Origin of the sequence: Klebsiella sp. BDA134-6, assembly GCF_015601345.1 — a bacterium.
GTDB lineage: Bacteria > Pseudomonadota > Gammaproteobacteria > Enterobacterales > Enterobacteriaceae > Klebsiella > Klebsiella grimontii.
This window is the reverse complement of sequence record NZ_CP064784.1, coordinates 51299-77422: the sequence shown is the minus strand read 5'-3', so window position 1 is coordinate 77422 and position 26124 is coordinate 51299. Positions and strand designations below refer to the sequence as shown.

Annotated in this window: 25 protein-coding genes and 3 pseudogenes; 10 read left to right on the top strand and 18 right to left on the bottom strand. The window is 53.3% G+C overall.

Going from position 1 to position 26124, the window contains the following annotated elements:
- Positions 1-52: 52 nt before the first annotated feature.
- The 9 genes and pseudogenes from IYV58_RS00355 to IYV58_RS00315 all read right to left on the bottom strand — a co-directional run bounded on the left by IYV58_RS00355 (position 53) and on the right by IYV58_RS00315 (position 9093).
- Entirely contained in the window at positions 53-1063 is a 1011-nt protein-coding gene (locus tag IYV58_RS00355; RefSeq protein WP_004127185.1) for a LacI family DNA-binding transcriptional regulator, read from the bottom strand.
- A gap of 471 nt (positions 1064-1534) precedes the next feature.
- A pseudogene (locus IYV58_RS00350) lies at positions 1535-2323 on the bottom strand (carbohydrate porin); the annotation flags it as partial.
- Between the two features lie 94 nt (positions 2324-2417).
- Positions 2418-3008: a DapH/DapD/GlmU-related protein gene (locus IYV58_RS00345; protein WP_049113468.1), complete on the bottom strand. Its 591-nt coding sequence runs from the start codon at positions 3006-3008 to the stop codon at positions 2418-2420.
- Positions 3009-3063: 55 nt separating this feature from the next.
- Positions 3064-4329: an MFS transporter gene (locus IYV58_RS00340; RefSeq protein WP_139529967.1), complete on the bottom strand. Its 1266-nt coding sequence runs from the start codon at positions 4327-4329 to the stop codon at positions 3064-3066.
- Positions 4330-4370: 41 nt separating this feature from the next.
- Positions 4371-6494 carry an alpha-galactosidase gene (locus tag IYV58_RS00335; protein ID WP_195729363.1) on the bottom strand — a complete coding sequence of 708 codons (2124 nt, stop codon included), beginning with the start codon at positions 6492-6494 and terminating at the stop codon, positions 4371-4373.
- A 114-nt stretch (positions 6495-6608) separates the two neighbouring features.
- Entirely contained in the window at positions 6609-7604 is a 996-nt protein-coding gene (locus tag IYV58_RS00330) for a substrate-binding domain-containing protein (protein WP_004127172.1), read from the bottom strand.
- 107 nt (positions 7605-7711) lie between these two features.
- Positions 7712-7906 (bottom strand): annotated as a pseudogene (locus IYV58_RS00325) (MFS transporter); the annotation flags it as partial.
- Positions 7902-8315 (bottom strand): annotated as a pseudogene (locus IYV58_RS00320) (DeoR family transcriptional regulator); the annotation flags it as partial. The pseudogenes IYV58_RS00325 and IYV58_RS00320, both read right to left, overlap by 5 nt.
- A gap of 229 nt (positions 8316-8544) precedes the next feature.
- Entirely contained in the window at positions 8545-9093 is a 549-nt protein-coding gene (locus tag IYV58_RS00315; protein WP_004127167.1) for a helix-turn-helix domain-containing protein, read from the bottom strand.
- A gap of 100 nt (positions 9094-9193) precedes the next feature.
- On the opposite strand from IYV58_RS00315, the gene IYV58_RS00310 reads away from it, so the two are divergent.
- Together IYV58_RS00310 and IYV58_RS00305 are read left to right on the top strand one after the other, a co-directional pair.
- Positions 9194-9853 carry an AzlC family ABC transporter permease gene (locus IYV58_RS00310; RefSeq protein WP_004127164.1) on the top strand — a complete coding sequence of 220 codons (660 nt, stop codon included), beginning with the start codon at positions 9194-9196 and terminating at the stop codon, positions 9851-9853.
- A complete protein-coding gene (locus IYV58_RS00305; RefSeq protein WP_004127163.1) occupies positions 9853-10176 on the top strand; it encodes an AzlD domain-containing protein in 324 nt (107 codons plus the stop codon). The genes IYV58_RS00310 and IYV58_RS00305 overlap by 1 nt, the downstream gene beginning before the upstream one ends.
- Positions 10177-10266: 90 nt before the next feature.
- On the opposite strand, the gene IYV58_RS00300 is transcribed toward IYV58_RS00305, so the two are convergent.
- From IYV58_RS00300 to IYV58_RS00270, 7 genes are read right to left on the bottom strand one after another with little or no spacing between them, the layout of a single operon-like run.
- On the bottom strand, positions 10267-10821 hold the full coding sequence (locus IYV58_RS00300) for a P-loop nucleotide/nucleoside kinase family protein (RefSeq protein ID WP_004127162.1): 555 nt from the start codon (positions 10819-10821) through the stop codon (positions 10267-10269).
- Complete coding sequence (locus IYV58_RS00295) at positions 10818-11255, bottom strand: PTS sugar transporter subunit IIA (protein WP_004127161.1); 438 nt, start codon at positions 11253-11255, stop codon at positions 10818-10820. Before IYV58_RS00295 ends, IYV58_RS00300 begins: the two co-directional genes overlap by 4 nt.
- Positions 11256-11264: 9 nt before the next feature.
- On the bottom strand, positions 11265-11534 hold the full coding sequence (locus IYV58_RS00290) for a hypothetical protein (protein ID WP_004127160.1): 270 nt from the start codon (positions 11532-11534) through the stop codon (positions 11265-11267).
- Between the two features lie 56 nt (positions 11535-11590).
- Complete coding sequence (locus IYV58_RS00285) at positions 11591-12433, bottom strand: class II fructose-bisphosphate aldolase (RefSeq protein ID WP_032741988.1); 843 nt, start codon at positions 12431-12433, stop codon at positions 11591-11593.
- On the bottom strand, positions 12420-13787 hold the full coding sequence (locus IYV58_RS00280; protein WP_004127157.1) for a PTS sugar transporter subunit IIC: 1368 nt from the start codon (positions 13785-13787) through the stop codon (positions 12420-12422). The genes IYV58_RS00285 and IYV58_RS00280 overlap by 14 nt, the downstream gene beginning before the upstream one ends.
- On the bottom strand, positions 13780-14094 hold the full coding sequence (locus tag IYV58_RS00275) for a PTS sugar transporter subunit IIB (protein ID WP_004127154.1): 315 nt from the start codon (positions 14092-14094) through the stop codon (positions 13780-13782). Before IYV58_RS00275 ends, IYV58_RS00280 begins: the two co-directional genes overlap by 8 nt.
- 11 nt (positions 14095-14105) lie before the next feature.
- Positions 14106-15086: a 6-phosphofructokinase gene (locus IYV58_RS00270; protein WP_004127151.1), complete on the bottom strand. Its 981-nt coding sequence runs from the start codon at positions 15084-15086 to the stop codon at positions 14106-14108.
- A 548-nt stretch (positions 15087-15634) separates the two neighbouring features.
- Between IYV58_RS00270 and IYV58_RS00265 the strand changes: the two genes are divergently transcribed.
- The 8 genes from IYV58_RS00265 to IYV58_RS00230 all read left to right on the top strand — a co-directional run bounded on the left by IYV58_RS00265 (position 15635) and on the right by IYV58_RS00230 (position 24145).
- A complete protein-coding gene (locus IYV58_RS00265; RefSeq protein ID WP_195729362.1) occupies positions 15635-18238 on the top strand; it encodes a sigma 54-interacting transcriptional regulator in 2604 nt (867 codons plus the stop codon).
- Between the two features lie 174 nt (positions 18239-18412).
- Positions 18413-18895, top strand: coding sequence for a PTS sugar transporter subunit IIA (locus IYV58_RS00260; protein WP_004127145.1), 483 nt, complete (start codon positions 18413-18415; stop codon positions 18893-18895).
- Positions 18892-20070, top strand: coding sequence for a glycoside hydrolase family 88 protein (locus tag IYV58_RS00255; protein WP_195729361.1), 1179 nt, complete (start codon positions 18892-18894; stop codon positions 20068-20070). The genes IYV58_RS00260 and IYV58_RS00255 overlap by 4 nt, the downstream gene beginning before the upstream one ends.
- 13 nt (positions 20071-20083) lie before the next feature.
- Positions 20084-20581, top strand: a complete 498-nt coding sequence (locus IYV58_RS00250) for a PTS sugar transporter subunit IIB (RefSeq protein ID WP_004127139.1) — start codon at positions 20084-20086, stop codon at positions 20579-20581.
- Between the two features lie 11 nt (positions 20582-20592).
- Positions 20593-21396: a PTS mannose/fructose/sorbose/N-acetylgalactosamine transporter subunit IIC gene (locus IYV58_RS00245; protein WP_004127136.1), complete on the top strand. Its 804-nt coding sequence runs from the start codon at positions 20593-20595 to the stop codon at positions 21394-21396.
- Positions 21389-22231, top strand: a complete 843-nt coding sequence (locus tag IYV58_RS00240) for a PTS system mannose/fructose/sorbose family transporter subunit IID (protein WP_195729360.1) — start codon at positions 21389-21391, stop codon at positions 22229-22231. The genes IYV58_RS00245 and IYV58_RS00240 overlap by 8 nt, the downstream gene beginning before the upstream one ends.
- Positions 22232-22283: 52 nt before the next feature.
- Positions 22284-23249, top strand: coding sequence for a hydroxyacid dehydrogenase (locus tag IYV58_RS00235; RefSeq protein WP_004127131.1), 966 nt, complete (start codon positions 22284-22286; stop codon positions 23247-23249).
- A gap of 197 nt (positions 23250-23446) precedes the next feature.
- A complete protein-coding gene (locus IYV58_RS00230; RefSeq protein WP_049114737.1) occupies positions 23447-24145 on the top strand; it encodes an oligogalacturonate-specific porin KdgM family protein in 699 nt (232 codons plus the stop codon).
- A 48-nt stretch (positions 24146-24193) separates the two neighbouring features.
- Here IYV58_RS00230 and IYV58_RS00225 read toward each other — a convergent pair whose 3' ends face one another.
- Positions 24194-25705, bottom strand: coding sequence for a glycoside hydrolase family 43 protein (locus tag IYV58_RS00225; RefSeq protein ID WP_195729359.1), 1512 nt, complete (start codon positions 25703-25705; stop codon positions 24194-24196).
- 144 nt (positions 25706-25849) lie between these two features.
- Positions 25850-26062, bottom strand: a complete 213-nt coding sequence (locus tag IYV58_RS00220; protein WP_004127125.1) for a YdgH/BhsA/McbA-like domain containing protein — start codon at positions 26060-26062, stop codon at positions 25850-25852.
- Positions 26063-26124: the final 62 nt, after the last annotated feature.

Genomic DNA, 26124 nt, shown 5'->3' with positions numbered 1-26124 from the left:
GTTAAAAGGAGCCCATGGCGCAAACGTTGCGCCATTACTAAATACCTATCCTTTACAGGGAGGTAATATTAATCTTTACGCTGCTCTCGCGGATAATTAACCGGGAGACGATTTCATGCATTTCAATACTGTCTGGCTGCTGTTGATGCTTCACCATCTGGAACGCGAGGTGGGCAATCTCATTGACCGGCTGCGCCACGCTGGTGATTTTTTTTGTTTGCGCCAGCAGGGTATTATCAAAACTGGCAATAGCAATATCTTCTGGAACGGAGATACCTTTTTCTTTAAGTCCATCGATAATATAGTTAGCGGCAATATCGTTATACACCAACAGGCATGAACAGGTACGCTCAGGCTCGCTGAGCTTCTCGATAATGACATCAAGAATTTGAATATGCCCGGAAACTCTCTCGCCTTCACCTTTGGCTATCCAGAACAAATTATCTTTGGCGAGCGTTAAGCCGTGGCTCGCTATTTTTTTGCTATACGATGATACCTTGCGATTATCAACACCTTCCTGGGCAACAAAGCCAAATGAAAGATGACCCGTGTGGATAAAATGTTCCGCAATACTTTCCGCCCCGCGATCCTGATTAATCGAAACGGAATTAAAGAACCGAGACACCTGGGTAACAACGGCGACCGGGATTCGGGTAATGGCTAACCATTCGGAAAGGTCGGCCTCCGCTTCCGTCGGTACCCATAACAAACTGTCAATGCCCATCCCCACCAGCGTATGAATAATATGTTTATCCTGCTGCGGCTGATTCTGATGCGTTTTAACGATCACCGATTTTCCAATATACCGGGCCTCTTCCTCCACTGTCGCTAATAGTTCACAGAAGTGAGGATTTACCAGGTTAGGCAACACCACGCCAATTAGCCCTGAACATTTACCGCTAAGCTGAAACGAACTCTTACTGGGGACGTAGCAGAGATAATCCATCGCATCGCGTACCGCCTGCCGGGTTTCCGGCACCACGCTGGGATGATTGTTAAGGACTCGTGATACGGTCGCCGTCGAGACCCCCGCTCTTTTCGCTACGTCTTTGATCGATGCCATGATGATTGAGTACGCCCCCTAACACTGGTGCTCACTATAAATTGTGATCGCGATCGAAAATGTAAGCCAGTTCACATGTTGCTTTGTTACATGGAATCACGTTTAGCCTTCGCATTTTTATTATTCTTTCCATGGCTTAAAGACGGGCCTATACAAAAGCATAAATCAGCGAAAAAGGATAATATATTATGTCAAAAAAATATTGCTGGCGATCGTGTGGGGTTTCACTAAAAGATACATAACGCATGAAGGTCCCTCATCCTTTTTTCGTGTAAACAACAGAATGTCAGATTGCTCCTTCACTCAGGATGAAGCATGAGAAATACTGGCTTAATTATTTATAGCGGCCATCATTCATTTAAATAATGTTCAATTAAAGAGAATACACTCTGCGTATAACTACAATTATTAGAAGAAATACTTAAAACGCACCCGCGCGCCGTAGCGATTGTCATCATCACCCTGGCTCAGCTTCTCGTTGCTGGCATCCATATAAGCGGTGTTCAGATTCATCACGACCCCGTTATCCGGGTCGCTCTTCAGGCCGTTCCAGGTCATAGTCAGGCCATCGCCGGCGCGGTCGTATAGATTTAGCCATGACCGTCGCTATATAGGTCGTTGGCGGTATTGCCGGAGTGCTCGACGAAGGTATCCTGATTCAGTGGGAACATATCTTACGCCTCAAAACACCCTACTTTCACCTGCCAGTCGTTCTCCTGACTAAAGAAGAAAACCGCGTTGTCGAGGTTCATCGAACCGGTTATGTCCGCTAGCGGCTGGACAGAGAACCCGGCTAAATAGCTGTTGTCCGTTTTATGGATACCGTCAAAACCGAGCAGAATACGGCCGTTTAAATCCCACTTATCGTAGGTGGGATCGCTGCCGACGTCGGCATTGGTCATGGCCAGCAGGCCACGTTTGCTTTCCGCATCCATATTGAATTCCGCGTCACCGTAGATTTTCAGATCGCCATAGCCGGATAATTTCAGCTCAGGGACTGAAATATTCTTTTTACTCTCAGCAACCGGAGCCACGCTTTTAACCAGCGATGCTGGTTTGCGCCGTCTGCATAGCGGCATTCTGCTTCGCCTGTAAATCCCGCACCTGACCTTCGGCCAACGCCGCCCGGCGTTCAGCGGCGGCAAGCCGCGCTTCAAGCAGCCCCATACATTGTTCCAGCATCAGGTGATTATTTTTCGCTACCGCTGAACCAGTTATTAAACATAAACCTATGGCTATCGATAATGCTGTTTTATTCATTTTTATTATTCGGAGGTAAAAGAGGGCCAGGTGAGTCATAAACTCACCCGTATATTTTTTATATCACGCACATTTTCTGTTTTATTTTGGATATTCATCCCGCGAACAGCTGATATTTATTTTTATCCTCATCGGTAATTTCTCTTAATACCCGACAGGGGACCCCAACGGCCACCACGTTCGCCGGTATGGAACGGTTCACCACGCTGCCGGCTCCAATGACCGAGTTTTTACCAATTGTGACGCCAGGGTTGATAATTACCCCGGTACCAAGCCATACGCCATCCTCGATGATAACCGGCTGAGAGAACTGCTGCTGGGTGTGGCGCAGATCCGGATGAACCGGATGGCCCGCGGTGGAAATGGTCACATTGGGCGCAAACATCACGTTATTGCCGATGATAATGTCGGCATCATCAACCAGCGTCAGGTTAAAGTTCGCGTAAAAATTATCGCCAATGGTGGTGTGGGTGCCGTAGGCTACGTGAATCGGCGGTTCTATCCAGCACTGCTCGCCCACGGCGGCGAACATCCGCTGAATAATGTCGTTTCTTAATTCCTGATTAAAGGGGTGCGAGTGGTTGTATTCATAAGCTCGCGCCTTGCCCATCAGCCGCTGTTCCGGTAAACCATATCCTGAATCAAGATAGAGTTCGCCGCTGTTCATTCTTGCTTTCATATCCATAGTGCAAATTTTCCTCATCTCGCCAGCACATCCCAGTGCATTATCGACCTGTTTTCTAAACCGTCATCGCGTTATCGCGCATCTTTTCCGACGCGGCTTTGCCCGATAAGGTAAAGGCGGATATCAAGGTGACGGTCAGGGCAATGCCGCCAAGGATCATATAAGTATCCTGGAAGCCGATACGGTCATACATATTTCCGGCAAAAGCGGAGAGAAAAATCGCCGCCACCTGTTTGGAAAACTGGAAGCCGACCAGGTAAATCGTCGCCGACAGGCGAACGTCAAACACGCCGGTAATATATTTAAACGCGCCTACCAGCAAGAACGGGACCTCCAGCGCATGGAGCATTTTCAGCGCCACCACTTCAGCGGCCGTCGTGGCGAACGATGAACCGATCATCCTCGCCGCCATCACCATCCCGGCAATCAGCAGCGTATTCTTCGCCCCGATGCGGTTAATAATCCACGGCGAACTGAACATAATAATCGCGTTGCATATTTCCCCGGCAGTGGTCGCAAAACCAAAGGCGCGGGTGCCCGATTCCGGCGTGGCGAAGAAAGATTTGAAGAAGGTGGCAAACTGCTGGTCAAAGACGTCATATACGCAGGCGACGCCGATAACGTAGAGAATGAACATCCACATTTTGCGCTGACGAAACATGCGCACGGCGGTTTTTAAATCGACCGACGAACGGTTAGCGCCCAGCGAATCCATCACCTGCGCGGTCTGGCTGGCCTGCGGTTTCGCGATAGCCACCAGTACGACCAGCACTAGCGCGGCGGCCGACCCCATCCAGAACACCCACTCGGGATTAACGCTGAACAGCATCCCCGCCGTGGTGGCGCACAGCGCCCAGCCGAGGCAGCCAAAAGTCCGTGCCTTGCCGTATTCAAACCCGCTGTTGCGGCTCACGCGCTCAATATAGGCTTCCATCGCCCCGGCGCCGGCGGAGAAAACAAAACCGATATAGGCCCCGCCGCTCAGCGCCCCGAGCCAGATATTGCTTTTCAGCAGCGGCGCAAAGACATAGAGGAAAAAGGGGGCGATCAGCACCAGCAGCACCGTCACAATCCACATAAGATGCTTTTTCAGCCCCAGCTTATCGGAGATCACGCCCAGTATCGGCTGAAAGCAGATAGCGAACAGCGACAGGCTGGAGAAAACAATACCGGTCTCGGTTTTATTCAGGCCGATGACGTCCGATAGCCAGATTGGCAAAAACGGAAAGCAGGTGGCCATAATGAAAAAGTAGAGAAAGAAGAACAGCCCGAAAATCCAGAAATTGGGGTTGTTTTTATGGGTACAGGCGGTCGGGTTCATTGTGTACTCCTCAAAAAGGGCCGACGCGCGGCCCGTTACCATCACACGCGTTGCAGGCCAATCAAAATGGCGCTTTCCGGGTCGAGGATTGGCAGCGCCAGCCCCGCCAGTTGTAACCACTCGCCGCTGACGGTCTGCGGCGTCGTCATCCATTCCGGCAGCTTACGCATCGTATGGCCGCCCTCTCCCGTAATCTGGATATCAGGATGGTCGAGCAGCGTCACCCGGTAGCGGGCTCCCGCTTCCAGTCCCGCCACGCGCAGCGGCGCCATCAGGGTGTAGTCCGGCATCGCCAGTTGACTGACGAGGAAGATTGCCCGGCTCCGATCTTCACTCACCACACCGTGCGCGAGGGTTGTGGCGTCCGGCATATCGATACGCCACTGCAGGCCATGATGAATGACATCGCGCCACTGCTTATGCAGCGCCGCGTATTTACGGTAGCCCGCGCGCTCCTGCTCATCGGCGGTCACCGGATCCAGCTCAAGCCCCATATGGCCAAACAGCGCCGTCAGGCCGCGAAACGCAATGCTGTGCTGGCGGAAGGTGGCGTGGCAGTGGCGGTTGCCGATGTGCGCGCCCATCACTTCCGGCGGGAAGAAGTAGCTCATACCGCGCTGGATGGTGTTGCGCTCGAGGGCATCATTATTGTCGGAAGCCCAGAAGCGATGGCTGCGCTTCAGCACTTCATAATCGATACGCCCTCCGCCGGAGGAGCAGGATTCAAATTCAATATGCGGGAAGCGGGCCACCAGCGTATCCAGCAGGCGATAGAACTGGCGAGTTTGCGCATCGGCGGCGGCTTTACCATTATGGGCAGGCTGCACCAGTTCACGGTTCATATCCCACTTCACATAGTCCACGGCGTGCTCGCCCAGCAGCCAGCTCATTCGTTCCAGCAGATAATCAAAGGCTTCCGGGATATTCAGGTTCAGGACAAACTGATGACGTCCGGGGATCGGCGTATAGCCCGGCAGCGCCAGCAACCAGTCAGGATGTGCGCGGTATAAATCGGAGTTCGGGTTGATCATCTCTGGCTCAACCCAGATGCCGAACTCCATCCCCAGCGACTTCACATGGTCGATAACCGGGGTCAAACCGTCAGGATATTTTTCCTCATCAAGATACCAGTCGCCGAGCGCCGCCCAGTCGTCATTGCGCCCTTTAAACCAGCCATCATCAATAATAAAGCGCTCCACGCCCAGCCCCGCCGCCTCATCCGCCATGCGCATGATGTACTGCGGGTCGTGGTCGAAATAGATCCCTTCCCAGGTGTTGAGATGCACCGGACGCGGTTTGTTGTCCGGGAAGCGAATAATCTGTTCGCGCAAATAGCGGTGGAACTGCTGGCTCATGCCGTTCAGCCCTTGTGCTGAATAGCTGGCGTAGAGGTTCGGCGTCCACAGCGTTTCCCCTTCCGCCAGCGCCATTTCGCCCGCCAGATAGAGCGCTTCCGCCTGCAGGTAGCGCCGTCCGTCGGTTTTCACTTCCGCCCGCAGGCGGTGGTTACCGCTCCAGCCCAGATGCACGCCCCACACTTCGCCCTGCATCTCGCTAAAGGCGCGGCTGCCGGTAATCAGCGCCGGGAAATGTTCGTGAGAGGTGCGTCCGCGGCGGTTTTCCAGCACGAAGCTGTCGTGTTCAAGGATCAAACGATGAGGCTGGAATTCGCGGATCCAGCGGCCATGAAAAGCCATCACTTCGCGGGCGCGTTCGGCGACCGGCAGCGTGACTGCCAGACGTTCCACCTGCCACGGCTGCGGGCGCAGGTTGGTTAAGCCATGGCGCACGCTCAGCACGCCGCTGCTATCAAGCTGGATTTCACTGCATAACCGCAGGCCAGCCTGCGCGTCTTCGCTGAAAAGAGTAACCTTCCGCCCGTCCTGCACCACCTCGGTGGTGGTGAAAATAGGCGAGGCATCAAGCCCCTGGCGGTGACCCTCAATGCCCGGCGCGCCAAATAGACCGTGCCCCAATTCAGCCATCAAGGTCACCGGTGAATCCACGTCGAGGCGGCCGTTGGCCACCGGACGGGCGATACTGGCGGCATCCTGAGGCGAAAAGTGGCTTAAATGCGGTCCCCAGTAGATAATTTCGGCGAACGGATGGGTTTTGATCACCACGTCGGCCGCTGCGCTTTGCAGGCGTAAAATCGAATCAGACATTAGACATCTCCACAACAAGGAATGTCTTACTGTTGATCCGAAACGTTTCGGGTGCCAACCAAAACGTTTCGGATCCGTGATCGAGTTCAGGAAATTAATCTGAGGTGCGGGAAATCAGGCGGTTTCGCCGGGGATGAATTCAGGCTGCCAAAGTACCTGGAGCGAGGCCAGATCGTCGCCGGCGATTAAGCGGCGGACCATGCTGGCTATCTGGCGGCCAACGCCCTGACGAGTGGACTGAACCACCGCGCCCACCGGGGTCTCGATGATGCTGTCCTGCGGTAGGCCATCGTAAACCACCAGTGAGACGCGATCGGAACCGGTAAGACGTCCAAGCTGCGACAGGGCCATCGCTGCGCCGTCGCCGTGAGTGTTGCAATCGGTGACAATCGCCGTTGGCGGTTCGGGCAAGCGCAGCAGTTCCATGGTTGCCTGAAACCCGCCGCGGCGGGTGGGCGGCACGCTGCGCAGCCAGGTTTCAGTAAGGCCCGCCTCGCGCAGCGCCTGTAGATAACCGTTGCGGCGCTGGGTAATAAACGCCTGATTGTTATTTTCGCTCAGCAGCGCGATGCGCCGGTGCCCCTGGCTAATCAGGTGGCGGGTGGCGCGATACGTTCCCGCCTGGTTATCGAAATCAAACCAGGCGTAGGGCTGCGGCAGGCGGCTGCGGCCCAGCGCCAGAAAAGGAAAGCCGGCGGAGAGGAGTTGAATCAGACGCGGGTCGTCATCCAGCGTATGCGCGACGATAAGCGCATCGACGCGACGGCTCTGCACCATACGCATATAGCCGTGCTTATCGGCCTGTTCATCATCGGCAATCAGCAATAAATCAATCTCGTAGCGCGCCAGTTCGTGGCTGATTTCGCCCACCATTTCAAGAAAGACGTTGTTATTCAGCGGCGCGGGGCGCACGGGGAAAACGAGGCCGACGGCGTCGATTTTGCCCATCTTCAGGCGACGCGCGAAAGTGTTGGGTCGATATCCGCGGCGCTGGGCTTCCGCTTCCACGCGGGCGCGCGTCTCCTGCGACACGTCGTCATAGCCGTTTAACGCGCGGCTGACGGTTGTTACCGAGATCCCAAGTTCTTTAGCAATGGCTTTCAGCGACATATGTATGCCTGTCTTCGCGGAAGAATGCGGTTAGTGTCCCGCAATACGGGCATGGCGTCCAGCAACAGCGACAAAGCGTCGTTCGGCGCTTTGTTCTGAGTAAAAAACTACTGCGTCAGCGGCTTACGCACAAAGAAGCCATAGAGACAGGCGCCAAGAAACAGCAGGCAGCCGCCGAGAATAAAGACATTGGTGAACTGACCGGTAGCATCAAGGATAATCCCGGTGATCACCGGCGCCAGCGCTGCTCCCAGAAAACCGCCAAAGTTCTGGATAGCACCGAGAGAAGCGACCTGCTCTTCCCCCCGGCCCCAAACTGCTACCCAGCGCCATTAGCGACTCACCGCCTCGCGGGAAGCGTTCAACCTTAGCCACAATGTCAACGTTGCACGAGCCAAATACACCTACCTTTCCCTGCATAACTTTTCCTTTTTGTCGCTCATCGCCTGGTGATTTACGGTGATTAAGAGGTTGCAGCAGCACCTCGAAACTATCGCCGGTTTCAGAAATAAGTTCCGCCTGCAAAATACGGCGCGAAATAATTGCTCCGCCATAACAGCGCTGCACCAAACCCATCGCTGCAAGAGTATTTAAATCACTGCGAATCGTTTCTTTTGCAACATTAAAATAAGCAGAAAAATAATTAACACAACCACGATCATGTTCATCTAAATATCGTAAAATAGACATCCTACGTTCTTCAAGAAACATAATTAACCCCAATATCACCGTTGCAGTATACAAACCACTTAAGGGTGGAAGAGTGACATCAATCCCATGTTTCCAGACGAAACAGAAGCAAACAAAAATGAAGAAAAAGAATAAACGGAAAAGCGATATTCCCGGCTCTACAAGGAGTAAAATAATATATGAGTCATTAATATATATAACGGTATAACATTCTGCGTATTACGAATAAATGCGCAGAATGTTATTAAATTTAGTTTTGCTCGGCAATCAGCAGCGCCTGGGTGTCCGGCTCCAGCGCCTGGAAAACGTGCTGCCTATCGGCGGGATAGCAGATGTAATCGCCTTCCCCCAGTTCTTCCGGCGCTTCCGTCAGGCCGACCCGCGCGCGCCCCTGGGTGACAATAATATGCTCCACCGAACCCGGCGGATGGGGATGGGAAATGCGGTCTGCGCCCGGCTGGGTCAGCAGAAGATAGATATCGCGCCGAGCGCCCGGCGGGCAGGCGGCCAGCAAAATCGCCTGATAGTTTGCCTGCTCGGCGACCACCTTCGTCCCCTCACCGCGGCGGATCACCTGCGTGGTGTTGGCCTGCGGCTCCAGCAGCCGGGCAAAGGGAATATCAAGGGCCACGCACAGCGCCCAGAGGGTTTCCAGGCTCGGGTTGCCGTTGCCGGACTCCAACTGCGATAACGTTGATTTGGCAATTCCCGCCCGCCGCGCAACTTCAGCAAGGGAAAGGCCAGTGCGCGCGCGTTCACGTACCAGGCTTTTGGCAATCAGGCTAATTGGCTGAGTCATCCAGCCCTCCGTGTTTTTTATAACGAACGTTTCGTTCGTCTTGAAATGCGATTCGGTTGCGTTCATTATAATGGAAAATCGTTCGATATGGCTAAAGAGTATGAAACAGCACTTCGCCAGTCTTAAAGGCGACACCCTCAGAGCAATTGTTTTAGTCTGCCTCGCGGTAGGTATCGTCGGGATGTCCTACGGCTCGCTGGCCGTCGCCTATGGTTTCCCGATTTGGGTCCCCTTTGTGCTTTCGGTTTGCGTCCTGGCGGGGGCTTCAGAGTTTATGTTTATCGGCATTGTCGCCAGCGGCGGCAACCCGCTGGCTGCGGCGGCGGCCGGGCTGCTGGTCAACGCACGGCATATTCCCTTCGGCGTGACGGTTCGCGACCTGGTCGGCCAGCGCGCCGCCAGCTTCCTCGGCTGCCATATTATGAACGATGAAAGCGTAGTGTTTGGTCTGTCGCAGAAAACCCCCGAGCAGCGGCGGGCCGCCTACTGGCTGTGCGGTCTGGGCGTGGCGCTGATCTGGCCGTTGGGGGCGCTCCTGGGCGCGGGGGTAGGCAAACTGCTCCCGGCCCCGGAAACCATTGGCCTCGATGCGGTATTCCCGGCGATTCTGCTGGCGCTGGTTGTGCCAGCCTTTAAAAACCGCACCACGCTGATCCGCGCCTGCAGCGGAGCGGCCCTGTCGCTGGCCGCCGTGCCTTTCGCACCGGTTGGCCTGCCGGTTTTGCTGTCGCTGTTTGGCCTGCTGACGAGGAAAAAATAATGGGCAATATGACGCTATTTATCGCCGGTATTGCGATTCTATCGCTGGGCACCTACTTAATGCGTTTAGGCGGAGCGAAGCTCGGCAGCCGGCTGGCGTTTTCCGAGCGCTCCCAGGCCCTGCTCTCCGATGCGGCAACGGTGCTGCTCTTTTCCGTAGCGCTGGCGACCACCTTTTACGAGGGCGAACATTTTGCCGGGATGGCGCGGGTACTGGGCGTTGGCCTGGCCGTGTTCCTCGCCTGGCGCAAGATGCCGCTGATCGTGGTGATTATCGCCGCCGCCGTGGCGACGGCGCTGCTGCGGATGGCGGGTATCGCCTGACCCGGCCTACGAAACCCGAAATATCAAATAACTACGCAATTCCTGTAGGCCGCGAAAACGAAGCGCCGCCGGGCAGCTGCAGTTAAGGACCTACTGCATTTGTACTTCGAGCCAACGGATAACAGGCGCCATATCCAGCGGTTTTTGCTGATCGACGGTAAACACCGGCCCCAGCCGCATGGGTTCCGCCCGCTGCGCCAGCTGGGCCAGCTCAGGCAGATACTCTTCGCCCGGGTGCCCCGGCCTGCGATCCTGCAACCGGCTGGCATAACGCGACACCGCAAGCTCGGGCGAGATGCGGTTCCAGATCTCCAGAACCTTTTCAACGCCTGCTAGCTGCAGCTGCCGCTGCAACGTTTCGCGCGGCTGAAAACCAAACCAGGCGTCAATTAACCAGATACAGCCTGCCGGAGCGTGGCCGACGATCGACCAGATGACTTCATAAGCGGCGCAGCCCAGCTGCCGGTTGAAAGATCTGTCGATTTCGCTAAAGCACGCCATAAACGGCTCTTTAATACCGTCGATAGTCAGCTGCGGCAGATTGAAGGTTGCCGATAGCTGCCTGGTGACGGTGCTTTTGCCCGAGGCGGGAATGCCGTTAATTAAAATCACCGTTTTGCAGCCGGGTGTGAGATGTCTGTTCATAACAACGCGACGACCTCCTCTCTGCTGCTGGCGGCGCGCAGCTTCGCCATGGTCTCGTTATTATCGAGCAGGGCGATAATCGCCCGAATGCCCTCCTCAATATGGGCATTGCTGTCCCGCGCGCCGAACATAATGACAATATCCGCCTTCTCGCTATTGGCAAAATGAATCGGCTTATCTAACACGACCAGGCTAAAACAGTTGCGCCTGACGCCGCATTCCGGCCTGGCGTGGGGGATGGCGACGCCTTCATCGAAAACGTAATAGGCGCCGTGGTTCAGGGTATTATCGATTACCGCCTGACCGTAATCCGCCGAGATATACCCTTTCGCGACCAGCGGGCTGGCCGCCAGATGGATCACTTTCTGCCAGTCGGACTCGGTGACGCCGACCTGAATCGCATCGGCCTCAATAAGCAGTTCTTTTATCGTCATTATCACTTCCTATATATTACGGCGAATAATGTTACGTAACTCATCAATGCGTATAAAAAGCGCATCGATTTCCTCGCGATGCGTATGACTTTTGGCATAGACCGACAACGCCCGGTTATACATCAGCATTAAGGCTTTCTGTATTTCGCCATTAGCCGGGTTGCCCTGTAGTTCCGCTTCCAGTCTGGCTATTTCCCCCGCCAGCTGACGGGACTGTTCGTCATAATCCTGCGGGGGTTGATTCTCTTTTTTCCACAACGTTTTCAAAGATTCAAACATAGCGAGCTCCTCCCTGACGGACAGCAGGGCAACAAAATAAGGTTTAAAATAAGCTTTTATTTAAACAGAGCGATTTTTTCCATTAATACATTGGTGACCGCGTTATTCGCCGGAATTAAAAATTTGCGTACGCTGTCGTTCACTTTGCCTTTTTCAAAGGTGGTTTTACAGCGATCGACCCACTGGACGTTCATTTCAGTGCCGACATTCACTTTGTTAATGCCTTCAGTGACGGCCTGGCGCATATCTTCATCGCTGACGCCGGTACCGCCGTGCAGCACTAACGGCACGCCGGTCGCGGCGCTAATCTCTTTTAGCCGCTGATGCTGGATTTGCGCCTTGCCGGTATACAGGCCGTGCACCGTGCCCACGGAGACCGCCAGCATATCCACCCGGGTCTCCTCCACAAAGCGTTTGGCGTCCTCCACCGTGGTGAAGCAGATATCCTCCGCGGCCACGGCTTTGCCGTCTTCCGATCCGCCGATCGCCCCCAGCTCGCCTTCTACCGTGATATTCCGCGGGCGCGCCATCTCCACCACGATGCGGGTGTTGCCGATATTCTCCTCCAGATCCAGATGGGAGCCGTCGTACATCACTGATGTAAATCCGGCATCCATGGCCGTTTCAATGGCGCTAATATCAGAGCAGTGATCCAGGTGCAGGCAGGTCGGCACGTCTTCACTTTCCGCTAATGAACGAACCGCATCCACCAGTAAACGATAGCCGAGATATTCCGCAGTCCCGGTAGAGATTTGAATCATTAATGGGCTATCGCTTTGTTGCGCCGCTTTAAAAAAGGCGGGCAGCATTTCAATACAGTGCAAATTAAATGAGCCAATGGCTTTAAAATCTCTTTCCTGCGCAATTTTCAGAATAGCGTTGAAGTTATACAGACTCATGAACATTTTCCCCTTTCGGCTTAGCTGATTTACCGTTAACGAACCATGCCAGTGCGGCAACAAAAACAATGAACAGGGCGACAAATAGCCAGTTATTCTGGAAGGCGTGGCCTAATACCAGACCGGAACTAATGACGTCCGAATCGCTGAAGGTGACGCCGGTAAAACCGTAGCTTTCCAGCATCGGTACCAAAATGGCGGGCAGGAAGGTGATAAACAGGCCGTGGATCACGCCGCCAATCATCGCCCCGCGGCGGCCGCCCAGCGCGTTGCCGAAGACGCCCGCCGTCCCCCCGGCAAAGAAGTTGGTTAACAGGCCGGGCAGGATCATCGCCAGGCCAAACATGGGAAACACCAGCATGCCGATGATGGAACCGACGGTGGTCGCCAGGAAGCCGACGATCACCGCGTTAGGCGCATAGGGGAACAGCACTGGGCAATCCAGCGCAGGCTTAGCGTCCGGGACAATGCGCATCGCAATCCCGCGAAATGCCGGCACCAGCTCGTTGAGCAACAGACGCACGCCGCTGTAGAGAACGAATACCCCCGCCACAAACTGAATGGACTGCATAAAGGCGTACATCAGGTAGTTAATGCCGTTGGAGAACTGCGCGATATATTCCGGACCCGCCGCAACCGCGGGAATGAGGTACATCGGCACCATCACTACCGCCATCGCGAGATAGGTATCCTGAAGAAACTTAAAGTTATCTGGTAATTCAAGATCTTCCGTTGAGCGGGATCCTTTACCCACCACTTTAGCAACCGCCGCCTGCACCAGATAGCCGATAGTGCAGAAGTGCCCCAGCGCCACGTCATCGGAACCGGTGATGCGCCTGACCACCGGTTGCGCCAGGGCAGGCATCAGTACCGCCATCACGCCGCCGAAAATACCGCCGGTTAAAATCAGCGGAAGCCCGGTCAGCCCGGCTTTATAGCCAATCACCGCGCCGATAGTCGCCATCCACAGCAGCGCCTGGCCGGTCAGAAAAATATATTTAAGCGGCGTCAGGCGGGCGATAATGATATTGACGGCAAAAATCACCATCAGGGTCAACGCAACTTCGGAACCTAATTCACGGTTGGCTAATCCGGCAATAGCGGCGACATCGGTAATGTAGCCTTTCATGCCAAATCCCTGCGTGAAAATATCGTTAAGGAACGTTAGCGTGGCGACAATAATGTTGATCCCGGCCATCATAATTAAGAAACCGAGCAGCGTTTTAAACGTTCCTTCCGCCGTTTTACCCGCTGATTTTTTTTGCAAAATTAGGCCCAACATCGCAATAAATGCAATTAATATCGATGCCTGGCCGAGTAAATCTTTGACAATAAACTCTACAAAGCTATTCATAGTCCGCTACCTTCAGATTACGTTCTTTTAAGAATGCGACGATCTTTGCCTCAATTTCGTCTTTATCCGTCAGCTTATGCAGTACCACTACGCGTTTAATTTCCTCCTCACTGGCATCCGCCGTTAATATATCGGCAAAGGTTTTTTGCGTCAGAATCATATCTGATTTAAACGCCCCGGCTTCAGAAATAGTGGTATGTTCAATCTGTGCTGGAATCTCCAGCTTCTTTAAAACCGCCTTCGCCGTCATTTCAATGGCAAAGCTTGAACCGAGGCCGCAGCCACATACGCATAGAATTTTCAGCATGTAGGGTCTCCTCAAATTATATTGAGTTGTTTGGCAAGTTTATAATGATGTCCTTCAGTATCGACCAGACGTTTTTTCATACTAATTAAATCAATCGGAATAGGTTTGTTACTTGAATTAATTATAATGGCTTTATTTTTCATCCCTGACTGAATGCAACGAACCACTTCACTGGCCATAATCGTGCCCTGGTAAATCTCTTCGCAGGTCGGATCGCCATTGCGCAAACCGTAGCCAACGATAGTTTTACGAATACGCACGCCAATTTGCGGTTCGAGCTGCTTAATCATGGTATCAATGGCTCCCTGAAATCCGGGAGAGTATTCCCTGGTGTAGCCTTCAGAGCACAGGATCACCACGCTGTTCTGCTGTGTCAGCTTATGCTTCACCCGCTCGGCCAGCGTTTCCAACGGCAGCTGCGATTCCGGGATCAGGGCGACATCGGCGTTACTTTTTATCGCGGATTGCAACGTTAGCTCTCCACAATACCCGCCCAGAATTTCAACCATAAAGACGCGGCCCGGTAATGCTCTTCCGGTATTTCTTAAGCGGGAAACCTCTTTAATAATCTGCTCGCAGGCGGTGGAGAAACCAATCGTATAATCACTGCCGTATACATCATTATCGATAGTCATCCCGACGCCAAAGCAATTAATATCAAATTCACTCAGCGTATTGAGAAACTGCAGGCTACCGTCGCCGCCAGCCATAATCAGCACATCAATGCGCAGTGATTTAATTTTTTTGGCTATTGTTTCATATTCACTACGCAGCAATCGACGGCTGGTGCGCCCGGAGGTAATGATCGGAATTGCGGCAATGGAGAAATCGACCAGATCCCGCCAGGCCACCTCCTGATGGTTTTTATCCAACAGCCCAGGAATTCCACCATTAAAAATAGTGATATCGGCATTCGCCAGTCTGGCGATCTGGAATATAAAATTATTAATTCCTGAAACATCGCCGCCGCTAATAACAATGCCAATTTTCATTGCCCATCTCCGCTGTTTTGCTTGCCCACATTTTTCCCTGAGTTCAAGGGCATTATTTGCAAGGGAGATCACAATATGCTGATAAATCTCTGCCAGCCTAATATTGACAGTGGTTTTATTTGCCTGACTTTTGTGATCAAAATCTCTTTTATAAAATGAGATCGCCTTAACAGTTCTCTTTTTATTTTCTTTTAGATCATCAGGTTACTTGAGGAGATAATTTCGCCGGCGGGCTGCCCCTTTTCACCTTTAAGCCCAGCGATAATGAAAAGGCGGAAATGTGATAAATAGCGCATTTTTTTGCGTCAGGAAGGTTCACGGCGCGTTTATCGCCCCGCTCAGGCAGTCCGGTTCTTCGGCCGCTTGCGCGCGGGGCGCCAGCTTCTACACCCCATCAAATCGGTGGCGATCTTCATCACAATCTAATCAAAACGTAGTTTCATTTTTATCTAATAGCGTAGAAAGTACTCAGTGTCTAATAAAAATAGTAGTGTCTAGTGTCTAAATAGAATCGACGCTATTTTCTACTCTACCCGGGACATTGAAAAATGGCGCTGTCGGCAAAAGAAAAGTTATTCCAGAAAATAGTTACTCATTATGCGCAGAAACCCGCGGGGTTCACGGCTCAGGACTGTGCGGACTTTATGCAGGTTAACCGCAGCGTTATCAGCCATTACCTTAACAGGCTGTGCGATGACGGCCATCTGAGTAAAGAAAATACCCGGCCGGTGCGCTTCTTTGTACAGACCAACGGTAAGGAAAGCGTTCAGGCATCACTCATAGTGTCGAAAAAGCACGACGCCTTTCAGCCGTTGATTGGCGCGCACGGCAGCCTGGCCGAAGCCGTCGCGCTGTGCCGCTCGGCGGTAGATTATCCCGGTGACGGTTTGCCTATCCTGCTCTCCGGGGAGAGCGGCGTCGGCAAAAGCCATCTGGCGACGCTGATTTATCAGTATGCCCTCGATCGCGGCGTTATCGCAGCAGACAAACCCTTCGTTGAGCTTAACTGCGCCGACTATGCCAATAACCCGGAGCTGCTTTCGGCGACCCTTTTCGGCTATATCCGGGGCGCTTTCACCGGAGCCGACCGCGAAAAACGCGGCGCTTTTGATGATGCCGATGGTGGGTTTCTATTTCTCGACGAAGTTCATCGCCTCTCGGCAGAGAACCAGGAAAAGTTATTTCTGTTTATGGACAAGGGGTATTTCTACCGCCTTGGCGATAACCGTACGCGCCATCCGGCGTCGCTGCGCTTTATCTTCGCCACTACGGAAAATATCGATACCGTCCTGCTCAACACCTTCCGTCGCCGTATTCCGGTGCGCGTTACGCTGCCAAACTATATTTCTCGCCCTCTTACCGAGCGCGTCGCGCAGGTCAGCCACTTTTTGCATCAAGAAGCGCGCAGCCTGCGTCGGGATATCCATCTCGATAATCAGCTGATGCATCAGCTGGTTACCTGCCCCGTGCGCGGCAATATCGGGGAGTTAAAAAACCAGATCAAAGTGATGTGCGCCAGCGCCTGGAGCGATAATCGCGAAGCCGAGGTTATTACGCTACGCGGCCCAGCGTCCGGCGGCGAAATAATCCGTATTGCCGCTAATGCGGATAATGGCGCGCTGAGCGCCAGCCAGCTTCTGCCAAAGGCGATGCGCGATGAGGTGATTTTTCGCGACTTTTGCCACAGCGGTAATGTTCTGCTGCTGAATCGCAAAATGGAACAGCTGCTGACCACCGTCAGCGGCGCGATTGCCGCCGAGGCACTGTACCGCGGCTATATCTGGCAGAACACCGTTCACGCTCTCGACGAACTGGAGAGTTTGACCGGTATCTCCTGTAGCCAGGAGATCCGCAAGGCTGTCTGGCTCTGCGTTAGCTATGCGCTACATGACGCTGAGGAGACGGTCAACGCAGGCGAACTGCAAACCATTTCCGACTATGTTTCCGCGAAGGCGCGGCTGCTGGCCGAGGAGTGTCTCGCTTTGCTGAGCAAACATGTCACCCAGCAGCCGCTGCCCCTGCTGCTGCCGCTGCTAAGCTGCGCTTTTCATACTCTCGCCGGCGAAGACGATCCGATTCAGGGGATTATCGTTTCCCACGGCCGCGCCACCGCGTCGAGCATTGCCGGTATCGCCAACCAGCTGACCGGGGGTTACTACTTTAAAGCCTTCGACATGGCGAACGCGACGTCGACCAGGGAGATTATCGACCTGCTGATCGCCCATGTTTCCCGTCTTAGGCAGGGGGCGGGGCTGATTATTCTGGTGGATATGGGGTCGCTAAAAGAGATTTACGAAGAGATTAAGCTCCATCTTCATGGTGAGCTGTTGGTTATCAACAACGTCAGCACGGCCATGGCGCTGGATATTGCGGCCAAAATCCAGGACAAGCTGCCGATGGAGGCGATTATTGAGAGCGCAAAAGGGGCGTATGAGGTGGAAACGCGCTACTACGCGGGCGTGTTGCCGGGCAATAAAATCATTATCTCCTGCATCTCCGGCGAAGGGATCTCCCGCAAGCTGAAAGATATCGTCCAGCGTTTCCTGGCCCAGGAGGAGATCGATATCATTACGATGGAGTATGACGATTTGAAATGGAAAATAGCCCACGCCGATCCGGCGCTTAATGGTACACGGCTGATCATTACGACTACCGATCTGGAAGCCGGGTATATTCCGCTACTTAGCGTAGAGCAGCTGATAAAAGAAAAGACACAGGTGTTAAAACGCGATTATTTCAACGGGTTGCTAATGGAAGGCGGTCTGGAGCCCATGATTGATGAAGTGGTCAAGCTGTTTACCGTCGAAGGCGTCGCCAGCCGCCTCAACTTCCTCAATCCGGTGGTGATTATTGATGAAGTCGAAGCGGTCATTAAGCAGTATGAAGCCTTCTATAAAATCCATTTTGAAAGCTATCTGCGCATCAATCTGTTTATGCATATCGCCCTGATGATCGAGCGGGTAATGGTCAACAACGGCGTGCGCCACCGGGAAGAGGCGGAGCTTACGCTGGCGCAGCAGACGTTTGTCGCCGTCCACGACACCTTTTTCCAGGCCCTGAACCGCAAATACAATATCACCCTGCCGCTTACCGAAGTGCTGATGATTTATGAAATCATGGAGCCGTGGATCGGCTTTAACCCCGACCATTAACCCCCGTTGCCAGCGTCGGCTGGCAAACCTGTCGACACTGAATAAATTGCCCATTCAACACTGCAAAAAGCGTCCAAAAAACATTTTTTATCCTTTAAAAACATACAAATAAAAATCTGGCACGCTGATTGCTTTTTTCTTTTTCAGATACCTGAAAAGATGAAGGAATAAGCAATGCGAGAGATGTACATCGCAACCCATGGCCGCTACGCAGAAGGGATAGTGTCGGCATTAAATCTGCTGATTGGCGACGACCATGGCGTCACGCCCGTCTGCGCCTACTGCGGTGAAATTGAGTCAACGGCTGAACTGGCCATCCGCTTTGACGCTATCGCCCGGCAGGCGGCCGGTCGCGGCAATGAGCTGGTGCTCTTTACCGATATGCCCGGCGGGAGCGTCAACAATACCGCCGTACAGATGATGGTCAAATATCCCCACGCGCACGTCATCAGCGGCGCCAGCCTGATTATGTTGATGGAGTTTTGCATGTCGGGACACACCGATACCGCCCTGCGGCTCCAGGACGCATTTGCCGCCGCCAGCGGAGCAATGCAGTACATGAATCTGCTGCCGGAAATTATGGCGGCGCGCCAGGCGACACAGCATAAAACGCAGGACAATATTGATGATTTCTTTGCCGGGGAGGACACCCTGTGACTATCGCACTTGAAGCGCTTGATAGCCGCTACTTCTTACCGCAGCCGGGGCTGGATCGCGCCTGGCTTGACGGGGCCATCGGCGACGTTCTGACCCGGCTCGACGCCATTCTGCCGCGCTTTACGGCAACCTTTCCTGCGGCCAGCGCCAGCTATGGCCGCTACGAAAGCGTGGAAAGAGTCGACTGGACCGAGGGATTCTGGACCGGCATGCTGTGGCTCGCCTGGGAGGTTACCGGCGATGATAAATATCGGGCGGTGGCGGAAAGCCTGCTCGATAGCTTTGAAGAACGTCTCGATAAGCAGATTAAAGTGGATACCCACGACCTGGGCTTTCTCTATCTCCTCTCCTGCGTTAACGCCTGGAAGCTCACCGGCAACCTGCGCGCACGCGAACTCGCCCTGCGCGCGGCCGAGCTGCTCTATCGCCGCTTTAACGCCACGGCGGGCGTCATTCAGGCGTGGGGAGATTTAAATGACCCGGCGCGTCAGGGGCGAATGATCATCGACTGCAACCTCAATGTTCCGCTGCTTTTTTGGGCCGCCAACGAAACCGGTAACCAACGGTGGCGCGATGCGGCCTGCTGTCATCTGGCGCAGGCCGCACGCTATCTGGTGCGTGGAGACGCCTCTACTTTTCATACATTCTATATGGATGTTCATAATGGCAAGCCGCTACGCGGGGATACGCACCAGGGGTTCAGCGATAGCTCCTGCTGGTCGCGCGGTCAGGCATGGGGAATTTACGGTTTTGCGCTGGGATATGCCCACACCGGCGATGCCTGGCAGCCCGAGCTCTCTCGCCGCCTGACGCACTATTTTCTTAACCGCCTGCCGGAAGACTTTGTCTGCTATTGGGATCTGATTTTTACTGCCGAAAATAACCAGTATCGGGACACTTCCGCCGCGGCGATAGCCGTCTGCGGTCTGGCGGAACTGCTGAAGCTGTTACCGCTCACCGACCCGCTGCGCCCGGCCTACGGCAACGCCATCGAACTGATAATGCGCAATTTACGCGAGCGTTACTTTGCCCACGCGCAGGACGGCCTGCTGCGCGAAGGCGTGTATAACTTTGGCCGCAATATGGGCATTAACGAACCTAACCTCTGGGGCGATTACTTCTATTTCGAAGCCCTGGTTCGCCTTTCCCGCGTCTGGACACCCTACTTTTGCTAACTGGAGCTACACCATGATTTCTTTAGTACGTATTGACGATCGTTTAATCCACGGACAGGTTGCCGTGGTCTGGACCAAGCATCTGGGCGTGAACCGCATCCTGGTCGCCAATGACCAGATCGTGAATAACGAAGTGCAGAAAATGTCGCTGCGCATGGCGGCTCCCGATACTGCAAAGTGCGCCATCATGGCGGTAAAGGATGCAGGCGATGTGCTTAACGACCCGCGTTCGGAAGCCATGAAAATTATGGTGATCGTTAACAACGCCACCGACGCCCGTCGGCTGGTCGAGCAGGTGCCGGGAATAAAAACGCTAAACGTCGCTAACTTCGGGCGCATTACCGACAATCTGGCGGCAAAAAAGCGCATTAGCGATACCGTCTATGTGACGCCGGAAGATGTGGCGGATTTCCACGCCATCGCCAACCGCGGCGTTGCCGTTGAATACCAGGTCCTGCCTTCTCATCCGGTAAAAAACCTGATTGAGATGCTGGGCAACGCCGCCAGCTAAACGAGGTCGCTATGTTAACTTCCGCAATTCTTGTTGCTGTCATTATGTTTCTGGTGAAAACCGCCGACCATACTCTGGGGCAACCGCTGATCGAACGCCCGCTCATTTGCGGCGCGCTGGTGGGTCTGGTGCTGGGAGATTTGCAGCAGGGGATTATCATCGGCGCCACGCTGGAGCTGATTTTCCTTGGCACCATCACCATCGGCGGCTCGGTTCCTGCCGATCTGGCGGTGGGTTCAGTGCTGGCAACCGCTTTTACGATCCTGACCCACGCCGAACCGCCGGTGGCCGTTGCGCTGGCGCTGCCGATCAGCCTGCTGGCGGTGTTTGTTTATCAGGTGCTGAAGCTGGTCTATACCGCCCTGGTTGAAAAATACGATGCGCTACTGGAACAGGGACGTGACCGCGCGGCGCTGGGTCTGACACTCGGTATGACCTTTTTTTACGGCGTCCCCTTCGCCCTGATCGCCTTTTTTGGCGTGCTCTTTGGCACCGAGGTCATCCGCAGCCTGGTCGAGAGCATTCCGGGTACGGTCATGCGCGGCATGACGGCGGTTGGCGGCATTCTCCCGGCTCTCGGGTTCGCCATTCTGCTGAAGGCGTTGTGGAACCGTAATATTGCCGCCTTCTTTTTTATCGGTTTTGCGATGGCGGCTTATTTGCAGCTGCCGATTATGGGGATCGCAATTATCGCGGCCTCGGTAGCGGTCTATCTGTGCTTTAACGAATTCAATCAACTTAAAGCGAATAAACAAACGGCAACGGCGGCTGCGCCCGCTTCAGTCGACGATAAGGATGGGTTCTTCAATGACTGATATCCAGACACCAGGCGTTAGCGCTTACGCCGATGATAAAAGCGAGAAAAAGCTTTTCCGTCAGCTTTTTATCCGCCAGTTTCCGCTGCTGGGGTCGATGAACTTCACCCGTATGGAGGGATTAAGCTACGGCTGGGCGCTGGCGCCGATGCTGAAGAAAATCTACGCCAACGACCCGCACCGTTATCTTGAATCGCTTAAGCGAAACAGCCAGTTCTTCAATACCAACCAGCATCTGGCGCCGTTTATTATGGGCCTGACGCTGTCTATGGAAAAAGAGAACGCCGCCAACCCGAACTTTGATACCTCGAGTATTAACGGCATCAAAGTGGCCTTAATGGGGCCATTTGCCGGGGTAGGCGATTCATTTTTCTACGGCGTGCTGCGTGTTATCGCCACCGGGATCGCTATTGGCCTGGCGTCGCAGGGCAATCCGCTTGGACCGCTGCTGTTCCTGCTGATTTACAATATTCCCAGCTATCTGCTGCGCTATTACGGCGGCGTGATGGGCTACCGCTTAGGCTCGAAATATATCGCCGAAGCGACGCAGTCGGGACTGCTGAGCTGTATAACGAAAGCGTCGTCGATTATGGGATTGATGATGGTGGGGGCGATGAGCGCCAGCATGGTGAAGTTCACCACTACCTTTAAAACCACCATCGCCGGGCAGCCCTTTGTGCTGCAGGAGATCCTCGACAAAATTTGCGTTGGCTTAATTCCTCTGCTTTTAGTCCTGGGCTGCCTGAAACTACTGAATAAAAAGGTTAGCCCGAATAAGGTATTAATTATGCTGATTGTCTTTGGCTTTGCGGCCGCAGGCGTTGGGATTATTTAATGCTTCACCCGGCTCCCTTTAATGAAAGGGAGCCATTTTTTCCGGAGTCTCTATGACCTGGCACGCCGCTCTATTCTCTGGTCACCCGGAGAAGTTTCATCAGGTTTATCAGCCGCTCTTTGTTGCCGACATATCGTCACGCATCAGCCTTTACCCTGAATTAATTACGCCAGACAATATCGACGCCCATCTTGCACACTTAAAAAACATCGAGGTTATATTTTCCACATGGGGAATGTTCACCCTGACTGAAACACAGCTTGATAAGCTCCCTAACTTAAAGGTTATCTTTTATGCGGCCGGAGCGACTGAGTATTTTTCCACGCCGTTACTCGCACGCGGGATAAAAGTGGTCAGCGCCTGGCAGGCAAACGCCATTCCCGTCGCGGAGTTTTGCCTCGCACAGATCCTGCTGGGCTGTAAAGGCTATTTCCGTAATCAGCGAGAATATACTGGCCCAGAATTTTTTTCAGCATTGGCAAATAATCATACGGCGCCGGGAAACTATCAGGAGCGCGTAGCACTCATCGGTGCTGGTGCAATATCGCAGACCCTACAGCGATTATTGCAGCCATTTTATCTTGAAGTCCTGATGATTCCATCACGGCCTGAAAAGCGGGTTTGCTCCCTTGAGCAGGCCTTTTCCAGCGCAATGGTCATCAGCAACCACCTTCCCAATCGGGAAGATAATATTGGCGTACTTAACGGTGATCTCTTCTCCCTTATGCGCCCTGGCGCCGTATTTATCAATACCGGCCGCGGACTTCAGGTTAACGAACAGGAGCTGATTAGCGTTTTGCAGCAACGGCCTGACCTGACGGCTTTGCTGGACGTCACCAAACCGGAACCGCCGCAAGCAGGTTCTCTCCTCTATTCGCTACCGAATGTGCAATTAACCAGCCATATTGCCGGAGCATTAAATAATGAAACTCGCCGTCTGGTTCAGTGTGTACTGGATGAATTTCAACGCTGGCTACAGCATCAGCCACTCCGGTACGCTATTACAAAACCGTTATGATAAGTACCTAGTTTACTATATTAGATCCTCGACGCAAATACACAAACAGAGTCAGTGTCGAATAGCGGTTAAACACATTAAACTCAACACCATGTATTTTAAGAACTTTATTTTATGGCACAGCAATTGCTATTTAATAAATGTCTTTTATTGTTTCATCGAAATAACGAAATTCTATAAATCCTACAGGAATAAAAATGAAAACATTAAACACGCTTTTAATCGGCATACCGCTATCCTGCTTTACGCTAAATACGTTTGCCGCGGCAACCTGGGTTGATAATCGCTACGCACATACTACAGCTTCGGAGAAAAATCAGTATAAAATTGGCCTTGGTCATATATTTGATAATGGCGCAGGCGTGCTGGCCTCAGCAATGTACGACCTCGGACAAGATTTTAATCAAATGAAAAGCTCGTTCCAGGAGTTTGAAGGCTGGTATCCGATCCCGCTTAATGAAAAATGGACGCTGACGCCGGGCGGATTAACCGATATTGATAATAAAGGAACAAAACTGGCTCCTTATATCAGTCTCGATTATAAAATCAGTAAAACCTTAAGTTTTAGCAGCCGCTATCGCTATAACCATATGACCCATAAAGACCGAGATTACAACGGCTATATGGATTATAACGACAGCCATCAGTTTGACCTGTACCTTAATTACCAGGCGACCGAGAAACTGTGGCTCCAGCTGAACCCGGAGTTCTTCGTCAACACAAACGACTTCAATGCCTCAAATGGGCAGAAAACCCACTGGGAGCCAAGTATTGTGGCGCGCTACCGGGTCGATAAACACTGGCTCCCCTATGCGGAAGTCGCCTGGCTCGATCAGGATCAGAATCACGACGATCAGGTGCGATTCCGCCTCGGCATTCGCTATTACTTCGATTAAACGCCGTAAAGGGCAGCTTCGCTGCCCTTCTGGTGTCGCCCGCAGGGCTTACTGCAAACGCACGATAAACGGTGAGAATATGGCGCTGCCTTTGACGTTTTCACGCTCACTACGGGCATAAATACCCATACGCGCGCCGATCCATTTTCCCGCTCCGGCGGAAAACTGCGGTGTCACCTGCCGCCATTCACGCTGCGCAAGCCGATAACGAAAATGGACCACCCCGTCATAGTCCACCTGAAACCCTAGCTCAATCTCCTTGCAACCGGTGACCTCCTCAAGTCCAATGGATTGTTGATGCGTTTCACCGCGATCGTCTATCCATCCGTGGCATAGCGCGAGCTGCAAATTCGCCGTGCGGTACGTCACGCACAGTGCGGCAAAGCGCTGACCGTAAATCGCGATCCCCGCTTCATCGCCATCCTGAAAAAACATCGGTTCAACCGCGGTCTGCACATCAAAACGTTCAGCGGGAAACTTTTGCAGCAGCAGTTGAGGTAAGCGATAGAGGCTGATATCGCCAGAGGTTAGCGCGCAGCGCAAGCGTAACCCTTGCTGATGAGGCGTGAGCCAGTGGCGCTGGGGGTTTGCCTGCCATTGCCACTGAAGACCGGGTTGGCCGTGCCGGAAATCGTCGCTGGTCTGTAAACAGCACGGCACAACGGGCAATGCGGGTAAACGATGCAGGCTGACGGGCTGACCTTTACCGGTGTCATTAAGCCTCTGGCCAATTTGCGGCCAACCGTCAGCGCCCCAGCAAAGCGGCTGAAGATGCACTATCCGGCCATACACGCCTTTGTCCTGAAAGTGGAAAAACCAGTTTTCACCGTTCTCCAGTTCAACCCATGCCCCCTGATGAGGACCATTTATCGGCGAATTCCCCTGATGCAGGACATCGCGACTTTGCCATGGACCACATAGCGTCGGGGCACGCATGACCGTTTGCCAGCCTCGCTTGACGCCGCCGGCCGGGGCGAATATCCAGTATTCGCCATTGCGCTTATATAATTTGGGGCCTTCCAGAGTGGGATGCGAGGGCGTTCCGTCAACAACGATCCGGCCGTTATCCAGCAACCGGGATGCATCCGGCGCCATTTCAAAAAGCTGGAGCTTATTTTTCACCCCGCTGCGGCTAAAAGCAAAAGCGTGAATCAGCCAGGCTCGTCCATCATCGTCCCAGAACGGGCAAGGGTCTATCCAGCCGGGGGAAGCTTTCAGACAATAGGGTTCGCTCCACTCGCCTAACGGATCCCGGGCGTGGGAAACAAAAATACCCTCGTCGGGCAAACTGTAGAAAACCCAGAACAGGCCCCCATGAAAACGTATGGAAGGCGCCCAAATCCCCTTTCCCGGCTGAACGCTGTCATATTCCGGCGATGGCAGACGTTTAACAATATGATTAACGATTTGCCAGTGGATGAGATCGCGTGAGTGGAGAAGCGGTAAGCCGGGTAATTGATGGAAACTGGAAGCCACCATCCAGAAATCATCGCCTGTGCGAATAACATCGGGATCGGCGTAATCGGCATGAATCACGGGGTTTTTATAGAACAGCGGCATAGCGGGAACCTTTTATTGTCGACTGTTCATCGTGTTGCAATAAGCGGACCACCGAATAAAAAGACTTAATTAACAATAAAATAAACATGCCTTCAGACACAAAAAAAGCGCCCCTTGGGCGCTCTTTCGACAGTAGCTTTACGCTTATTTATTCAGTTCCGCAGTCATGTGCACGCGGTTACCGGTAAACGCTTCGGTAATTTTGTAAGACGATGCGCCTGCGGCCTGGGCCTGAGCGGCGATTTTCGCTTCCGCACCGTCCATCGTTGCGGCGGTTGCGGTTACGGTTTCCGCAGCGAAGGAACCAAAAGAAGCGGCCAGAGCGATAACTGCGACAAAAGTTTTGATGCTTTTCATGATATAAACCCTTTACGTTAGTTGTTTGAATAAGGCGCCGTGCCTTGATGTGATAAATAGTA

Coding starts and splice junctions, on each gene's coding strand:
- IYV58_RS00355 (WP_004127185.1), bottom strand. CDS start 1,063: ATGGCATCGATCAAAGACGTAGCGAAAAGAGCGGGGGTCTCGACGGCG.
- IYV58_RS00345 (WP_049113468.1), bottom strand. CDS start 3,008: ATGGATATGAAAGCAAGAATGAACAGCGGCGAACTCTATCTTGATTCA.
- IYV58_RS00340 (WP_139529967.1), bottom strand. CDS start 4,329: ATGAACCCGACCGCCTGTACCCATAAAAACAACCCCAATTTCTGGATT.
- IYV58_RS00335 (WP_195729363.1), bottom strand. CDS start 6,494: ATGTCTGATTCGATTTTACGCCTGCAAAGCGCAGCGGCCGACGTGGTG.
- IYV58_RS00330 (WP_004127172.1), bottom strand. CDS start 7,604: ATGTCGCTGAAAGCCATTGCTAAAGAACTTGGGATCTCGGTAACAACC.
- IYV58_RS00315 (WP_004127167.1), bottom strand. CDS start 9,093: ATGACTCAGCCAATTAGCCTGATTGCCAAAAGCCTGGTACGTGAACGC.
- IYV58_RS00310 (WP_004127164.1), top strand. CDS start 9,194: ATGAAACAGCACTTCGCCAGTCTTAAAGGCGACACCCTCAGAGCAATT.
- IYV58_RS00305 (WP_004127163.1), top strand. CDS start 9,853: ATGGGCAATATGACGCTATTTATCGCCGGTATTGCGATTCTATCGCTG.
- IYV58_RS00300 (WP_004127162.1), bottom strand. CDS start 10,821: ATGAACAGACATCTCACACCCGGCTGCAAAACGGTGATTTTAATTAAC.
- IYV58_RS00295 (WP_004127161.1), bottom strand. CDS start 11,255: ATGACGATAAAAGAACTGCTTATTGAGGCCGATGCGATTCAGGTCGGC.
- IYV58_RS00290 (WP_004127160.1), bottom strand. CDS start 11,534: ATGTTTGAATCTTTGAAAACGTTGTGGAAAAAAGAGAATCAACCCCCG.
- IYV58_RS00285 (WP_032741988.1), bottom strand. CDS start 12,433: ATGAGTCTGTATAACTTCAACGCTATTCTGAAAATTGCGCAGGAAAGA.
- IYV58_RS00280 (WP_004127157.1), bottom strand. CDS start 13,787: ATGAATAGCTTTGTAGAGTTTATTGTCAAAGATTTACTCGGCCAGGCA.
- IYV58_RS00275 (WP_004127154.1), bottom strand. CDS start 14,094: ATGCTGAAAATTCTATGCGTATGTGGCTGCGGCCTCGGTTCAAGCTTT.
- IYV58_RS00270 (WP_004127151.1), bottom strand. CDS start 15,086: ATGAAAATTGGCATTGTTATTAGCGGCGGCGATGTTTCAGGAATTAAT.
- IYV58_RS00265 (WP_195729362.1), top strand. CDS start 15,635: ATGGCGCTGTCGGCAAAAGAAAAGTTATTCCAGAAAATAGTTACTCAT.
- IYV58_RS00260 (WP_004127145.1), top strand. CDS start 18,413: ATGCGAGAGATGTACATCGCAACCCATGGCCGCTACGCAGAAGGGATA.
- IYV58_RS00250 (WP_004127139.1), top strand. CDS start 20,084: ATGATTTCTTTAGTACGTATTGACGATCGTTTAATCCACGGACAGGTT.
- IYV58_RS00245 (WP_004127136.1), top strand. CDS start 20,593: ATGTTAACTTCCGCAATTCTTGTTGCTGTCATTATGTTTCTGGTGAAA.
- IYV58_RS00240 (WP_195729360.1), top strand. CDS start 21,389: ATGACTGATATCCAGACACCAGGCGTTAGCGCTTACGCCGATGATAAA.
- IYV58_RS00235 (WP_004127131.1), top strand. CDS start 22,284: ATGACCTGGCACGCCGCTCTATTCTCTGGTCACCCGGAGAAGTTTCAT.
- IYV58_RS00230 (WP_049114737.1), top strand. CDS start 23,447: ATGAAAACATTAAACACGCTTTTAATCGGCATACCGCTATCCTGCTTT.
- IYV58_RS00225 (WP_195729359.1), bottom strand. CDS start 25,705: ATGCCGCTGTTCTATAAAAACCCCGTGATTCATGCCGATTACGCCGAT.
- IYV58_RS00220 (WP_004127125.1), bottom strand. CDS start 26,062: ATGAAAAGCATCAAAACTTTTGTCGCAGTTATCGCTCTGGCCGCTTCT.